Here is a 14,960-nt window from a genome sequence, read left to right on the forward strand (position 1 = left end):
ACAGGGGTACGACCCGCGAGCACACCGGCAAAATGAAAGAAAACCCCAGTCGCCCGCCCAGGCACTTCGGGCCAAGCGGGCCTGAAAAATGTTGATGGCAAGGCGCAGCGACGCAGACAGTACGCCAGTACGGCAAGGAGCTGCAACGCCGCCATCGGCATTTTCTCAGGCCCGCGTCTCCGGCCCGCTGTTGTTCGGGCCAAGCGGGCCTGCAAAATGTCGAGGGCAAGGCGCAGCGATGCAAACAGTACGCCAGTACGGCAAGGAGCTGCAACGCCGCCATCGGCATTTTCTCAGACCCGCGTCTCCGGCCCGCTGTTGTTCGGGCCAAGCGGGCCTGCAAAATGTCGAGGGCAAGGCGCAGCGATGCAAACAGTACGCCAGTACGGCAAGGAGCTGCAACGCCGCCATCGGCATTTTCTCAGGCCCGCGTCTCCAGCCCGCTGTTGTTCGGGCCAAGCGGGCCTGAACAATGTCGAGGGCAAGGCGCAGCGATGCAGACAGTACGCCAGTACGGCAAGGAACTGCAACGCCGCCATCGGCATTTTCTCAGGCCCGCGTCTCCGGCCCGCTGTTGTCATGACTTTTTCACTGAACGGCTTGGCGCCAAAACCGCCCCTTTGCGCCGCCCGGCTTTATAATCTGTCTTTTCCCTCCCACAGCTCTCAGCCCCCATCATGCCAGCACAACTGATCGACGGAATCGCCCTCTCCCAAAAACTGCGCAGCGAGATCGCCACGCGCGCCGCCGCCCTCACCGCCAAGGGCATCCAGCCCGGTCTGGCCGTGATTCTCGTCGGCGAAGACCCGGCCAGCCAAGTGTATGTCCGCAACAAGGTCAAGGCCTGCGGCGACGTGGGTTTCCACTCGGTGCTGGAAAAATATGAAGCGGACCTGTCCGAAGCGGACTTGCTGGCACGCATCGCCAGCCTGAACACGGATCCCGCCATCCACGGCATCCTCGTGCAAATGCCCTTGCCCAAGCACATCAACCCGCACAAGGTCATCGAAGCGATCGCCACGACGAAAGACGTGGACGGCTACTCGGTGCTGAGCGCCGGCGAACTGATGACGGGCCTGCCCGGCTTCCGCCCCTGCACGCCGTATGGCTGCATGAAGCTGATCGAAAGCACGGGCGTGGACTTGCGCGGCAAGCACGCCGTCGTCATTGGCCGCAGCAACACCGTCGGCAAGCCGATGGCCCTGCTGCTCTTGCAAGCGAACGCTACCGTCACCATCTGCCATAGTGCGACGCCGGACCTGGGCCTGTACACGCGCCAGGCGGACGTGGTCGTGGCCGCCGTCGGACGCCGCAATACCCTGACGGCCGACATGGTCAAGCCGGGCGCCATCGTCATCGACGTGGGCATGAACCGCGACGATGAAGGCAAACTGTGCGGTGATGTGGATTTCGCTGGCGTGAAAGAAGTCGCCTCGCACATAACCCCCGTACCGGGTGGCGTGGGTCCGATGACGATCACCATGTTATTGATGAATACGGTCGAAGCTGCCGAACGCATCTAAAGAATCACCCCGGGGCGGCATGACCGCCCTTTTACCTATATGGAACTGACGATGACTACCAATCCCCTGCTTGATTTTTCCGGCCTGCCACGCTTCGACGCGATCACGCACGAGCATGTCACGCCTGCCATCGATACTCTGCTGGAACAGGCGCGCGCCACCGTGGCGCAGCTGGAAGCGCCCATGGAAGTAGTCAGCTGGGAAAACTTCGTCGCGCCGCAGGACCAGATCGCCGAAACCCTGGGCCGCGCCTGGAGTATCGTCAACCACTTGAACAGCGTGATCGATACGCCCGAGCTGCGCGCCGCCTACAATGCGAACCTGCCCAAGGTGACGGAATTCTTGACCGAACTGGGCCAGAATGAAATTCTGTTCGGCAAATACAAGCAATTGCAGGCCAGCGCCGATTTCGCCAGCCTGTCGCCGGCACGCCGCCGCATCGTCGACAATGCCGTGCGCGACTTCCGCCTCGGTGGCGCCGAATTGGCAGAAGACAAGAAGGAGCGCTTTGGCGCCATCCAGGAAGAACATGCGGCCGTCGCTACGCGCTTTTCCGAAAACGTGCTCGATGCCACCAATGACTACAAATTGCTGGTCGAGAGCGAAGCTGAACTGGCCGGCCTGCCCGATGACGTGAAGGCGGCCGCGCGCGCCACCGCCGAGAAAGCATGCAAGCCTGGCTATGAGTTCTCGCTGCACTTCCCGTCCTACTACCCGATCCTGCAATTTGCCGACAACCGCGCCCTGCGCGAAACCATCTACCGCGCCAACGCCACCAAGGCATCGGACCAGGGCGAGGTCTTCAGCAAGAAAGAGGACTGGGACAATACGCAGAACATCGTCACCCTGTTGAAACTGCGCGACGAGGAAGCCAAGCTGCTGGGCTACGCCAATTTCGCCGAGGTGTCGCTGGTGTCGAAAATGGCCACTTCGCCCGCGCAAGTCATCGCCTTCCTGGAAGACCTGGCCAAACGCGCGCGTCCGTACGCCGAGAAGGACCTGGCGGAACTGAAGCAATTTGCACGAGAGGAACTGGGCATCGCCGAGCTGCAGGCGTGGGACGTGCCGTACGCGTCCGAAAAGCTGCAGGAACGCCGCTACGCGTTCTCGGCCCAGGAAGTCAAACAATATTTCCCTGAACACAAGGTAATCGACGGCCTGTTCCGCCAGATCCAGAACCTGTTCAACGTCGCAATCGAGCTTGATACAGCACCCGTCTGGCATAAGGATGTGCGTTTTTACCGCATCGAACGCGACGGCAAGCTGGTGGGCCAGTTCTACCTGGACCTGTATGCGCGCGCGGGGAAAAGCGACGGCGCCTGGATGGACGACGCGCGGGGACGCCGCGCCGACGCCAAGCAAGTGCAAACACCGATCGCCTACCTGACCTGCAATTTCACGGAACCGGCCGTGCTCGACGGCAAGGCGCAGCCTGCCCTGTTCACGCACGATGAAGTGATCACCCTGTTCCACGAATTCGGCCATGGCCTGCACCACATGCTGACGGTGGTCGACGAGCTGGGCGTGTCGGGTATTGCCGGCGTGGAATGGGATGCCGTCGAACTGCCGTCGCAATTCATGGAAAACTTCTGCTGGGAATGGGAAGTGCTTGAACACATGACGGCGCATGCCATCACGGGCGAGCCGCTGCCACGCGCGCTGTACGACAAGATGCTGGCGGCCAAGAATTTCCAGTCCGGCCTGCAAACCCTGCGCCAGGTGGAATTCTCCCTGCTCGACATGCATTTGCACTATGACTACGACGCGGCCACGGGCCAGAGCGTGCAGCAGCTGATCGACGGCGTGCGCGCCCAGTTTTCGCTGCTCATCCCGCCTGCCTTCAACCGCTTCCAGAATGCCTTCGGACACATCTTTGCCGGCGGCTACGCGGCTGGCTACTACAGCTACAAATGGGCCGAGGTGCTATCCGCCGACGCCTATGCGGCTTTCGAGGAAGCCAAGGCGCTGGGGCCGGCCGCCACCGCGCAGGCAGGCAAGCGCTACCTGGAAGAGATCCTGTCCGTCGGCGGCTCGCGCCCGGCGCTGGAATCGTTTACAGCCTTCCGTGGCCGCGAACCAAGCATCGACGCCCTGCTGCGCCACAGCGGCATGGCTGCTTGATCGCCATGAGCCGCGTCGACTTTCACAGCAACGTGCCGGACAAGCTGGCCTATGCCTGCCGCCTGGCGCGCAAGGCCTACATGGCCGGCAACAAGGTCGTCGTGCTGGCCGCAGACGCGGTCCAGCTTGATGCCTTGAATACCGCCATGTGGACCTTTTCCGCCACGGATTTCCTGCCGCACGTGCTGGCCGGCGACCCGCTGGCGGCGCAAACGCCCATCATCCTGACGGATGACGAGACGGCCGCGTTGCCCCACCACGACATCCTCGTCAACCTGTCGCAGCTGCCGCCGGCCAGCTACGCGCAGTTCCAGCGCGTCTTCGAGATCGTTTCCATGGATGAGCAAGATGCGCAGGCGGGCCGCCAGCGCTTCCTGCACTATCGCCAGCAAAATGTGCAGCCAACCCACTTCGTGGCAGGCAAAGCATGAGCCAGCAGCCATTCGACCAGGGCATCCCCCTGCTGACGGAGGTGCTGCTGGGGCCGGACGTGGCAGAAACGGCGCCCGAGTCCGCGCCGGTGCCCGTCCCTATGCCGGCAGTCGAAGCAGCGCCAGCGTTGCCAGCCAGCGTCGCGCAGCCCGACTGGGACGCCATCGAACAGCGGCTGACGCAGCGCATCCTGCATCAAGTACAAGGCAAGATCGACCATCTGCTGGAAGAGCGCATCGCCCACGTGCTGCAGACGGCCCTGCAAAACGCCCTGATCGGCATGCGCGGCGCCTTGCGCGAAGACTTGCAGCAGTCGCTGGAACAGATCGTGGCGCATGCGGTGAGCCATGAACTCGGTCACCTGCATCCACCGGCGCAGCCCTGAGCATCGCCAGCATCGTCGGCTTGCGCGCTGCGCGCTAAGCCGACCTACGCGACTATGCCGGCGTCCCCTCAGCCGACCTGCACAAGCAAGCCGCCCTACCCACATGCCGTTATTTGTGCCCCAACGTCGAAAGGCCGGGGTCTGACCCTCAGGGTCTGACCCCGGATGTTGTTTGGGGTTAGCAGCAAGCACCTCCCTACACCCTTCCCTCTCCCAACGCCATTCTTTGGTGCACTCACGCCCATAAAATCGGTGCATCGCGCCTCAGTTTGGTGATTGTCGCGACAAAATGTAAAAAGCCCGAAATGCGGCTTTGCGCGGCCTGTTTTTTGTTGTACCTTTCTTCACATGCACCGCCCCTCGAAGCGGTTTTCACGAGACGCCGCCGTATCTTTATCCATTGGAGAATGTTTATGCTGCTCAAGACCAAAGTCCTTCCGTTCGCCATCGCCCTCGCCTTTGCCGGCCATGCGGGCGCGCAGGAAATCATCAAGATAGGCCATGTCGCCCCGGTCTCCGGCGCCAGTTCCCACCTGGGCAAGGATAATGAAAACGCGGCCAAGATGGCCATCGAGGACTTGAACGCCAAAGGCTTCAAGATCGACGGCAAGGCCGTCAAATTCGTGCTGGTTGCCGAAGATGACGCGGCCGACCCCAAGCAGGGCACGGCGGTGGCGCAAAAGCTGGTCGACGCCAAGGTCAACGGCGTCGTCGGCCATTTGAACTCGGGCACGACGATTCCCGCCTCGCGCATTTACTTCAATGCCGGCATTCCGCAGATTTCGCCGGCCGCCACCAACCCCACCTACACGCAGCAGAAATTCAACACGGCCTTCCGCGTGGTCGCCAATGACAATAAATTGGGCGGCACCCTGGGCGCCTATGCCGTGGGCAAGCTGCAGGCGAAGAAAATCGCCGTCATCGACGACCGCACGGCCTACGGACAAGGCGTGGCGGAACAGTTCGTCAAGGGCGCCAAGAAGGCGGCGCCAGGCGTGCAAATCGTCGGCAAGGAATTTACGAATGCCAACGCGACCGACTTCAATGCCATTTTGACCAGCATCAAGTCGAAAAATCCCGACCTGATCTTCTTCGGCGGCATGGATTCCGTGGGCGGCCCGATGCTGCGCCAGATGAAGGCGCTGGGCATCAAGGCCAAGTTCATGGGCGGCGATGGCCTGTGCACGGAGCCGCTGGGCAAGCTGGCCGGCGACGCCGTCGGTGAAAACGTGGTGACGTGCGCGGAAGCGGGCGGCGTGACGGGCGAGCAGCAAAAAGGCATGGACGATTTCCGCGCCCGCTACAAGCAGAAATACAATATGGAAGTGCAGCTGTACGCGCCCTACGTGTACGACGCCGTGATGACCATGGCCACCGCCATGGCCGACGCCAAGTCGTCGAAACCGTCCGTCTACCTGCCCTTCCTGGCCAAGGTCAAGTACCAGGGCGTGACGGGGCCGATCTCGTTCGATGCCAATGGCGACATCAAGGATGGCGCGCTGACCTTGTTCACGTATCGCGACGGGAAGAAGACCAAGATGGAAGTGGTCAAATAAGCGGCTGCGTCGCCACGTAAGCTTGCAAGCCTTCGACCAGCGCGTCGAAGGTTGCGCGGCAGCGCAGGCTGCCGCGCAAATCCTCATGCATGGTCACCCACGTTTCCATCGGCAGTGAAAACGCCTGCGGCAGCACGCGCCGCAAGGCGGGATTGCGCGCCGCCAGGCCCGCCTGGCACACGCCGATACCGGCGCCCTCGCGTATCAGGGCCAGGTGCGCCATGTCGCTGTCGCAGCGCCAGGCAAACTGTTCCCGCGTCAATCCCTGGAAGGCCGCGCCCGCATTGCGCACGAACGGGCTCGCCTCGTCGTAGCCGATGACGGCGTGCTGCGCCAGCTCTGTCCAGGCCTGCGGCATGCCGTAGCGCGCCAGGTAGTCTTCATGCGCATGCAGGCCCAGTTCGATATTGCCCACCTTGCGCGCCACCAGCTGTTCCTGGCGCGGACGCAGCATGCGCACGGCGATGTCCGCCTCGCGCCGCAGCAAGTCCTGCACCTTGTTACTCAGTACCAGTTCGATAACCAGGCCGGGATGGCGCTCGCGCAAGCTGGCGAGGATCGGCGGCAGCACCTCCACACCCACCGCTTCGCTGGCCGCGATGCGCACGCTGCCCACGACGCCTTGCCCCTGGCCGCTGGCGGCGCGCTGCATCAGCGCAGCCGTGTGTTCCATGGTTTCCGCATGCGGACGCAGGGCCAGGGCGACCTCCGTCGGCAACAGGCCCAGCTGCGAGCGCGTAAACAAGGTCACGCCCAGCGCCTGCTCCAGCGCGGCGATGTGCCGGCCGACTGTCGGCTGCGTGATGGCCAGTGCGCGGGCGGCAGCCGACAGCGAGCCGTGCTCCAGCACAGCCAGCAGCGAGCGATAGTATTCCCAGGCAATCGAGGTAGTCATACATAAATGTATAGCGTGTGCCCGATGTTCGTCAATTCCCAAATAGCTGCGCGCGGCAGATACTGGGGCCATCAACCACAAGGAGAACATGATGGATACGACGAAAACAGCATTGGTACTGGGCGCCACGGGCGGCATCGGCGGCGAGATGCTGCGCCAGCTGCTGGCGGCGGGTTGGACGGTGCGCGCCCTGAAGCGGGGCGAGCTGCAAGCGGCGCGCAGCGACGGCATCGAGTGGCTGCGCGGCGATGCGCTGGTGCGCGCGGACGTGATGGCGGCCGCCAGGGGCTGCTCGGTGATCGTGCATGCCGTCAACCCGCCCGGCTACCGGAACTGGGGCCAGCTGGTGCTGCCCATGCTCGACAACACCATCGCGGCGGCCATCGCCGGGAACGCCACCATCGTGCTGCCAGGCACGGTGTACAACTTTGGCCCCGACGTTTTCCCCGCAGCAGGAAACGTCCTGGCGGAAGACGCGCCGCAGCGCCCGCTGACGCGCAAGGGCGCCATCCGCGTGGAGCTGGAAGCGCGCCTGCAACGGGCCAGCACGCAGGGCGCGAAGGTCATCATCGTGCGCGCGGGCGACTTCTTCGGTCCCCGCGCCGGCAACAACTGGTTTTCGCAGGGCCTGGTGAAAGCGGGCCAGCCCGTGCGCAGCATCCTGTACCCGGGCGCGCCCGGCGTGGGCCACCAGTGGTCCTACCTGCCCGACGTGGCGCGCACCATGCTGCAATTGCTGGGCGTGCGCGACCGCCTGCCGCCATTCGCGCGCTTTCATATGGCCGGGCACTGGGACCATGACGGGCGGCAAATGACGACGGCGATAGTGCGCGCGGTGGAACATGCGGAGGGCGCCACGCCCGCCGTAGGGCGTTTCCCCTGGTGGCTGATGGCCCTGGCGTCGCCATTCGTGGCAACCGTGCGCGAGCTGCGCGAGATGCGCTATCTGTGGCAAACACCCTTGGCAATGGACAATGCGCGGCTACTGGCCGTGCTGGGGCAGGAGCCGCATACGCCGCTCGACGAGGCGGTGCGGGCCACCTTGGCTGGCATGGGCAATTTGCTGGCCGGCGGACATACCCGGACTCCTCAAGCGAGGGCCGGGGTCGGACCCTGAGGGTCCGACCCCGGTATGTGCTCTTGGGTTTGGACAAAAAAAAACGCGCCGGGATTGCCGGCGCATTGATGGGGTGTTGCCAGGGCACAGATTATTTCTGTGCCAGTACCCATTTGATCAGGGTGTGGGCTTCGGCATCGCTCACTTGCGGGTTCGCTGGCATCGGGATCGCACCCCAGGTACCGGAGCCGCCCTTCATGACTTTCGCCACGAGCTTGTTTTCCGCGTCTTTTTGACCCGCGTACTTGGCAGCCACGTCCTTGAACGCAGGGCCGACCAGTTTCGTGCTCACCGCGTGGCAAGCCATGCAATTCTTGGCTTTCGCCAGGTCCGGATTGGCCATCGCCACTTGCGAAGTCAATGCCGACACAGCCAATACACCTACCAACATCATGGAACGTTTCATTGTCTTTTCTCCAGAGTAACTTCCTGCCGGCATTCTACCGTGTTTCGGCAGGTTCACCACGAGCCCAGATCAAGCGTTTCAAATACATAAACACCCGAGGCAAGGCTATTTTGCCCCAAGCGCGCACCAATTCCCATGTTGTTTGTAAGGCGATGTAACGCCCGCCGCCCCGCCCCTGGAAACAGGGCGGCGGTGCGGCGTTTTTACAACGCTCAGCGCTTTTTCAGCTGCGACAGATCGCGTACGGCGCCACGGTCGGCCGACGTCGTCAGGGCCGCATACGCCTGCAGCGCCTGCGACACGTAACGATCACGGTTGACGGGCAGCCAGGCCGCGTCGCCCTTCGCTTCCATGGCGGCGCGGCGCGCGGCCAGTTCGGCATCCGTCACGCGCAGGTTGATGGTGCGCTCGGGGATGTCGATGTCGATGAAGTCGCCCTCTTCCACCAGGCCGATGGCGCCACCTTCGGCTGCTTCCGGCGAGGCGTGGCCGATCACCAGGCCCGAGGAACCGCCCGAGAAGCGCCCGTCCGTGAACAGCGCGCACGCCTTGCCCAGGCCCTTGGACTTGATGTACGAGGTCGGGTACAGCATTTCCTGCATGCCCGGGCCGCCTTTCGGGCCTTCGTAGCGGATGATGACGACATCGCCTTCATGCACGGTGTCTTCGAGGATCGCGGCGACGGCCGCATCCTGGCTTTCGAACACGCGCGCCTTGCCCGAGAATTTCAAAATGCTTTCGTCCACGCCGGCCGTCTTGACGATGCAGCCCTTCTCGGCCAGGTTGCCGTACAGGACGGCCAGGCCGCCATCCTGCGAATACGCGTGGGCCTTGTCGCGGATGCAGCCGGTGGCACGGTCCGTATCCACGCCAGCGAAACGCTCCGATTGCGAGAACGCCGTCTGCGTCGGCACGCCGCCCGGGGCGGCGCGGAACAGTTCATGCACGGCCGGATCGTCCGTGCACTTGATGTCGTTTTGCGCGATGGCGTCGGCCAGGGTCGGCGCGTGGATGGTCGGCAAAGTCGTGTTGAGCAGGCCGGCGCGTGCCAGTTCGCCCAGGATCCCCACGATGCCGCCGGCGCGGTGCACGTCTTCGATATGGTATTTGTCCGTCATCGGCGCCACCTTGCACAGGCACGGCACCTTGCGCGAGATGCGGTCGATGTCGGCCATCGTGAATTCCACTTCCGCCTCGTGGGCGGCGGCCAGCAGGTGCAGCACGGTGTTGGTCGAGCCGCCCATGGAGACGTCGAGCGCCATGGCGTTTTCAAACGCGGCCTTGGTGGCGATCGAGCGCGGCAGCACCGTGTAATCATCGTGCTCGTAGTGGCGCTTGGCCAGGTCGACGATCAGGCGGCCCGCGCGCAGGAACAGCTGCTGGCGGTCCGAGTGCGTGGCCAGGATGGTGCCGTTGCCGGGCAGGGCCAGGCCCAGCGCCTCGGTCAAACAGTTCATCGAGTTGGCTGTAAACATGCCGGAGCAGGAACCGCAGGTGGGACAGGCCGAGCGTTCGATTTCCGCCACGTCGGCGTCGGACACGGTGCTGTCGCCCGCCTTGATCATGGCGTCGACCAGGTCCAGCTTGATGATCTTTTGCGTGCCGTTGACCACCTTGACGACCTTGCCCGCTTCCATCGGGCCGCCGGAAATGAAGACGACGGGGATGTTGATGCGCATGGCGGCCATCAGCATGCCCGGCGTGATCTTGTCGCAGTTCGAGATGCAGACCATGGCGTCGGCGCAGTGGGCGTTGACCATGTATTCGACGGAGTCGGCGATCAGGTCGCGCGAAGGCAGCGAATACAGCATGCCGCCGTGGCCCATGGCGATGCCGTCATCGACGGCGATGGTGTTGAACTCCTTGGCCACGCCGCCCGCCTTTTCAATTTCGCGCGCCACCATCTGCCCCAGGTCCTTCAGGTGCACGTGGCCCGGCACGAACTGGGTAAACGAGTTGACGACGGCGATGATCGGCTTGTCGAAGTCGCCATCCTTCATGCCGGTGGCGCGCCACAGGGCGCGGGCGCCAGCCATGTTGCGGCCGTGGGTGGTGGTGCGGGAGCGGTATTGCGGCATGATGGGGTCCTTCCAAGGATGATTGATGCCTGACTGCGCGGGCGTTCGCAAAACCCTGCGTGCAGTGGGGGTACGCCAGATTGCCTTGCGCGCGCCCCCCTGTCAAATATATGATGCACGCGTCTGTGAGTCGTTTTACATATCACAGCAATCAATCCGCATGGAAACGCATATGAACCTTGAACTGCGCCAGCTGCGCTATTTCGTCACCGTCGCCGAGGAGTTGCACTTCGGCCGCGCCGCCGCGCGCCTGCACATGACGCAGCCGCCCCTGTCGCAAACCATCATGGCCCTGGAAGACCTGCTGGGTGCGCCCCTGTTCCTGCGCACGCGGCGCGAAGTGCAGCTGACGCCAGCCGGCACGGCCCTGCTGCCCGAGGCGCGCCGGCTGCTGGCGCAGGCACAGGATTTATCCGCGCTGGTGCAGCGCGCCGCCCAGGGCACCGCCGGGCGCCTCAGCCTGGCGTTCGTCTCGTCGGCCGACTACAGCGTACTGCCACCCCTGCTGCGCACTTACCAGGCAGCCTATCCGCAAGTGCAGATCGCGCTGCAGGAAGCCACCTCCGACCTGCAGCTCGATGAACTGCTGGCCGGGCGCACGGATGCGGGCCTGCTGATCCCGCCGCTGCCCGAGAAGGCGAAAGGGGAACTCGATTACCTGCCCGTGCTGGCCGAACCGCTGGTGCTGGCAGCGCCGTCCGGCCTCGACATATTGAATACACCGGGACCCGTGCGCCTGCGCGACGTGCCGCCCCTGCCCTTGATCGTTTTCCCGCGCGCCATCTCGCCCGCCCTGCACGACGCGATCCTCGGCGTATTCCGCGTAGCGGGCATCACGCCGCAGATCGGCCAGGAAGCGATCCAGATGCAGACCATCGTCAGCCTCGTCTCGGCTGGCATGGGCATCGCGCTTGTGCCACAATCGGTATCGAATCTGATGCGCCCCGGCGTAGAATACAGGCCGCTGCAGGACGCCACGCCGCTGGTGGAAACGGGCCTGGCCTGGCGCCGCGACAATCCGTCGGCCGTCCTGCAAGGTTTTCTGGCGCTGCTGCGCAAGCAGATGGCCGATGCTGGTTAAACGCGGCGCAATACATTAAGGGGCGGCTAAGGCAGAAAACCGCCGGCGCCCCCATACTACGCAACCTTGGCTTTAAACAAAGAAAGAACTCCAATGCTGATACACCCGATGCCTGACCCGATAGCCATCCAGATCGGCCCGCTCGCCGTGCACTGGTACGGCCTGATGTACGTGCTGGCCTTTGCCCTGTTCATACTCCTGGGCAGAGTGCGCATCAAGCAGCCGCATATCGCCAAGCTGGGCTGGAAGAAGGAGGACCTCGATGACATGCTGTTCTACGGCATGCTGGGGGTGGTGATCGGCGGACGCCTGGGTGAAGTGCTGTTCTACCGCCCCGAATACTTCATGCACAATCCGCTGGAAATCTTCATGGTCTGGCATGGCGGCATGTCCTTCCATGGCGGCTTCCTCGGCGTCATCCTGGCCATGTACCTGTGGAGCCGCAAGGCGGGACGCAACCTTTTCGACGTGCTCGACTTCATCGCTCCGCTGGTGCCGCTCGGCTACGCGGCCGGCCGCCTGGGCAACTTCATCAATGCCGAACTGCCGGGCCGCATCGCGCCGGACACCCTGCCGTGGGCCATGCAGTGGCCGGGCATTCCGTATCCCGTGCATCCGTCGCCCCTCTACCAGATGCTGGTCGACGGCATTTTGGTTTTCATCATCCTGTGGCTGTTTGCGCGCAAGCAGCGTCCGCGCATGGCCGTGGGCGCCATGTTCACCCTGCTGTATGGCTGCGCGCGCTTCTTCACCGAATACTTCCGCACGCCGGACTGGGAAGTCGTGTGGCTGGGCGTGCCGATCACCTCGGGACAGATGCTGTCGCTGCCGATGATCGTCGGCGCCATCGTGCTGCTGGTGTGGGCGCATAAAAGCCAGGTGATGGGCACGCCGCCCACCAAGGCGCGCCCGGCGGACGCATAAGAAGCCGCGTCAGGCCTTCAATTTACCCGTAATCACCTTCCATTGCGCCGGCGTCACCGGCGTGATGGACAGGCGGCTGCCCTTCTTCAGCAGCAGCATGTCTTCCAGCTCCGGCATCTGGCGCATCTCCGACAGGGGCAGCAGCGCCGTCTTCTTCACGCCGCGCACATCGACGCTGATCCAGCGCGGCTGTTCCTGCGTGGCCTTCGGATCGAAATACTTGCCACCTTCTTCAAACTGGCTATGATCGGGATAGGGCGTGCTGGCTACTTCGGCCACGCCCGCCACGCCCGGCTGCGGGCAGCTGGAGTGATAAAACAGCACGCCGTCGCCCACCCGCATGCCATCGCGCATGAAATTGCGCGCCTGGTAGTTGCGCACGCCAAACCAGGGCAAGGTGTGCCCGGGCGCGGCCATCAGGTCATCGATGCTCACTTCGTCGGGTTCGGATTTCATCAGCCAGTATTGTTTCATGTGCATTCCCTATCAAAAGCAACAGGCGTAAAAAAACGGTTGCGCATCAATGCTGCAACCGTTTTCAGTTTGTACTGCAAATATACTGCGAATTGGGCCCCGCCTGTGCCGCTATGCCGGCATCCCGAACCAAACGGTTCAAGGTGGTCACGTTAGTTCAATTTCGGGTTCGTCGAACGAGCGACGCTCACTCCCATCAAACAAAATTCGCAACCGATGCGCATAAATGGTTCAAGGAATATATGGCAATCGCGAACACCGCAGGGTAGACACAAGTTTACTCCTTTGATCGCGCATCGCAAAGACAAATCGTACCGTGTCCGCTTAAAATCCAATTAATAACACGGAACAAAACCGTGGCGAGCGGCGATGAATTGTGGCCAAGAAGCGCAGCTGTGCTTGCGCGGGGCAGCCGAGGGAGCGCGCATCGCAGGCCGCAAGTCGCGACGCGCAGTAGGTTTGGTTCGGTGTTTAAAAAAGGTTTTCCTGGGGCGTCAGAGCGCTGTCCAGGACGGTATGCATGGCCGAGATTTTCTGCTTCACTTCGAGGATGGTCAGTTCCGACAGCGGACCTTGCGGCGACTTCACGGACAGGAATTCCGCTGCCACGCCCAGGGCGGCCAGCACGGCGATGCGGTCATTGCCCTTGACCTTGCCCGCGTCGCGGATGGCTTTCATTTTGCTGTCCAGGTAGATCGCCGCTTCGCGCAGCGCGCGCTCCTCGCCATCGCGACACACCATGCTGTAGGACTGGCCCATGATATTCACATCGACACGCGGCATTACGCTTCCTTCTCGTTCTCGGCAATGTAGGCACCCGCTTCCGAAGCGGCTTGCTCCAGGCCGGCCTGCACCAGTTCCGGAATTTTTTCCAGCAAGGCTTCCACGCGCTCCTGCGCTTCGCGCATGCGTTGCACATACTGCGCGTTGTCGGCGGCCAGGGCGGCATTGTCCTTGCGCAGTTGCGCGTTTTCACGGCGCAGCGCATGGGTCATTTCGGCCAGCAGGCCTATTTTGTCGGATAATTCATTGAATTCGGAAATCATCCCGCCACTATAGGGCGGACGCTCCATGGGCGTCAATCGAATCACGCGGCTGTCACACATATTTACATCAATGCAGGGCAGTTGGCGGAAAATACACGCTTTTTCCGGCGCTTTTCGCCAACTGCGCGCATCTGCCAGCGCCGCGATGGCAGCGTTTTACTCGTCGACGTAATCGGCTTCGATATCCAGTCCGCCATAGCGGTTTTCGCAAGAGCGGCGCGTCAAGGTCTGTTGTCCGCCCTTGCCGTCAAGCACCATCGTCAAGTCGCGGCAGGTACGGCTGTAGCTGCCGGGTTTGGCGTCCGTGCCCGAGGGCGTCAGGCGTACCGCCAGCGGTAGCGCATTGCCCAGGCCCTTGTTGCTCCACTGGCGCGTCTTGCCATCCTCTTCATCCTTCAGGGTGCGCACGGCTGCCTTCAGCAGCGAGGCCTGCTCTTTCGCGTTCAGCCTGGCCACCGTTACGTCGGACAGGAACGGCGGAGACACGACGGGCGCCGGGTCCTTGCCCTGCACATCCCAGCGCCCGCTGTTCTGCGAACAGGTGCGGCGGCTGAGGTCCTGCGTCTTGTCGGCCGCCGTGACGACGAATTTCAGGTCGCGGCACACATGCGCCTTCAGGCTGTGCTCCGTCATGCCGGAGTTGCTGAAGCTGTACGTGACCTTCACCAGCACGCCATTGTCGGCGCCGTTGTCCCACACATGGGCTTGCTGATCGTCATCGTCCTTGTTCAAGTCGTTGAACAGCTCGTTCAGCAGCGTCTCTTTTTCCAGCGGCGTCAGGGTGGCCACGGTGATCTCGTCGAGAATGGTGGCAGGCTGTGCGGCGGCATTGCCCAGGCAGGCGAGGCCGAGGACGGCGGCGCCCAGCAGGCGCAGGGCGGGACGGGAAAGAATCAATGGCATGGTGAGTGAGCTTTCAGGT

General features: G+C 63.1%; 15 protein-coding genes and 1 other RNA gene. 8 read left to right on the forward strand and 8 right to left on the reverse strand.

Annotated elements, in window-relative coordinates; translation table 11 throughout:
* The first annotated feature begins 677 nt into the window (after positions 1-677).
* From folD to JaAD80_RS02210, 5 genes are all read left to right on the forward strand, one after another.
* Complete coding sequence (gene folD, locus JaAD80_RS02190; protein ID WP_072455517.1) at positions 678-1,523, forward strand: bifunctional methylenetetrahydrofolate dehydrogenase/methenyltetrahydrofolate cyclohydrolase FolD; 846 nt, start codon at positions 678-680, stop codon at positions 1,521-1,523.
* A gap of 51 nt (positions 1,524-1,574) precedes the next feature.
* Positions 1,575-3,644 (forward strand): M3 family metallopeptidase, encoded by a 2,070-nt coding sequence (locus JaAD80_RS02195; protein ID WP_102292698.1) that lies wholly within the window; start codon positions 1,575-1,577, stop codon positions 3,642-3,644.
* Positions 3,645-3,649: 5 nt separating this feature from the next.
* A complete protein-coding gene (locus JaAD80_RS02200) occupies positions 3,650-4,075 on the forward strand; it encodes a DNA polymerase III subunit chi (RefSeq protein ID WP_102292678.1) in 426 nt (141 codons plus the stop codon).
* Positions 4,072-4,461, forward strand: a complete 390-nt coding sequence (locus JaAD80_RS02205) for a hypothetical protein (RefSeq protein WP_102292679.1) — start codon at positions 4,072-4,074, stop codon at positions 4,459-4,461. Before JaAD80_RS02200 ends, JaAD80_RS02205 begins: the two co-directional genes overlap by 4 nt.
* 413 nt (positions 4,462-4,874) lie before the next feature.
* Positions 4,875-6,017, forward strand: coding sequence for a branched-chain amino acid ABC transporter substrate-binding protein (locus tag JaAD80_RS02210; protein WP_102292699.1), 1,143 nt, complete (start codon positions 4,875-4,877; stop codon positions 6,015-6,017).
* Here JaAD80_RS02210 and JaAD80_RS02215 read toward each other — a convergent pair.
* Positions 6,010-6,912 (reverse strand): LysR family transcriptional regulator, encoded by a 903-nt coding sequence (locus JaAD80_RS02215; protein ID WP_102292680.1) that lies wholly within the window; start codon positions 6,910-6,912, stop codon positions 6,010-6,012. The two genes, JaAD80_RS02210 and JaAD80_RS02215, sit on opposite strands and share 8 nt — an antisense overlap.
* A 91-nt stretch (positions 6,913-7,003) precedes the next feature.
* Between JaAD80_RS02215 and JaAD80_RS02220 the strand changes: the two genes are divergently transcribed.
* Positions 7,004-8,029, forward strand: a complete 1,026-nt coding sequence (locus JaAD80_RS02220; RefSeq protein ID WP_374755218.1) for an NAD(P)H-binding protein — start codon at positions 7,004-7,006, stop codon at positions 8,027-8,029.
* A 91-nt stretch (positions 8,030-8,120) separates the two neighbouring features.
* Here the strand turns inward: JaAD80_RS02220 and JaAD80_RS02225 are convergent, their stop codons facing one another.
* Both JaAD80_RS02225 and ilvD read right to left on the reverse strand, forming a co-directional pair.
* Positions 8,121-8,435, reverse strand: a complete 315-nt coding sequence (locus JaAD80_RS02225) for a c-type cytochrome (protein WP_180979256.1) — start codon at positions 8,433-8,435, stop codon at positions 8,121-8,123.
* A 212-nt stretch (positions 8,436-8,647) separates the two neighbouring features.
* A complete protein-coding gene (gene ilvD / locus JaAD80_RS02230) occupies positions 8,648-10,513 on the reverse strand; it encodes a dihydroxy-acid dehydratase (protein WP_102292682.1) in 1,866 nt (621 codons plus the stop codon).
* Positions 10,514-10,685: 172 nt separating this feature from the next.
* Between ilvD and JaAD80_RS02235 the strand changes: the two genes are divergently transcribed.
* On the forward strand, positions 10,686-11,594 hold the full coding sequence (locus tag JaAD80_RS02235; RefSeq protein WP_102292701.1) for a LysR family transcriptional regulator: 909 nt from the start codon (positions 10,686-10,688) through the stop codon (positions 11,592-11,594).
* A 93-nt stretch (positions 11,595-11,687) separates the two neighbouring features.
* Positions 11,688-12,518, forward strand: a complete 831-nt coding sequence (gene lgt / locus JaAD80_RS02240; protein WP_102292683.1) for a prolipoprotein diacylglyceryl transferase — start codon at positions 11,688-11,690, stop codon at positions 12,516-12,518.
* 9 nt (positions 12,519-12,527) lie between these two features.
* Here lgt and JaAD80_RS02245 read toward each other — a convergent pair whose 3' ends face one another.
* The 5 genes from JaAD80_RS02245 to JaAD80_RS02265 form a co-directional block, all read right to left on the reverse strand.
* Positions 12,528-12,992 carry an EVE domain-containing protein gene (locus JaAD80_RS02245; RefSeq protein WP_102292684.1) on the reverse strand — a complete coding sequence of 155 codons (465 nt, stop codon included), beginning with the start codon at positions 12,990-12,992 and terminating at the stop codon, positions 12,528-12,530.
* A 92-nt stretch (positions 12,993-13,084) separates the two neighbouring features.
* Positions 13,085-13,262, reverse strand: a non-coding RNA gene (gene ssrS, locus JaAD80_RS02250) — 6S RNA.
* A gap of 201 nt (positions 13,263-13,463) precedes the next feature.
* Entirely contained in the window at positions 13,464-13,775 is a 312-nt protein-coding gene (locus tag JaAD80_RS02255; protein WP_034747344.1) for a cell division protein ZapA, read from the reverse strand.
* Positions 13,775-14,038: a DUF904 domain-containing protein gene (locus JaAD80_RS02260; protein ID WP_099378049.1), complete on the reverse strand. Its 264-nt coding sequence runs from the start codon at positions 14,036-14,038 to the stop codon at positions 13,775-13,777. Before JaAD80_RS02260 ends, JaAD80_RS02255 begins: the two co-directional genes overlap by 1 nt.
* 156 nt (positions 14,039-14,194) lie before the next feature.
* The gene (locus JaAD80_RS02265) at positions 14,195-14,941 is read right to left on the reverse strand and encodes a hypothetical protein (protein ID WP_102292685.1); all 747 of its coding nucleotides are present in this window, start codon (positions 14,939-14,941) and stop codon (positions 14,195-14,197) included.
* Positions 14,942-14,960: the final 19 nt, after the last annotated feature.

This window comes from Janthinobacterium sp. AD80, from assembly GCF_002878455.1.
Taxonomy (GTDB): Bacteria; Pseudomonadota; Gammaproteobacteria; order Burkholderiales; family Burkholderiaceae_D; genus Janthinobacterium.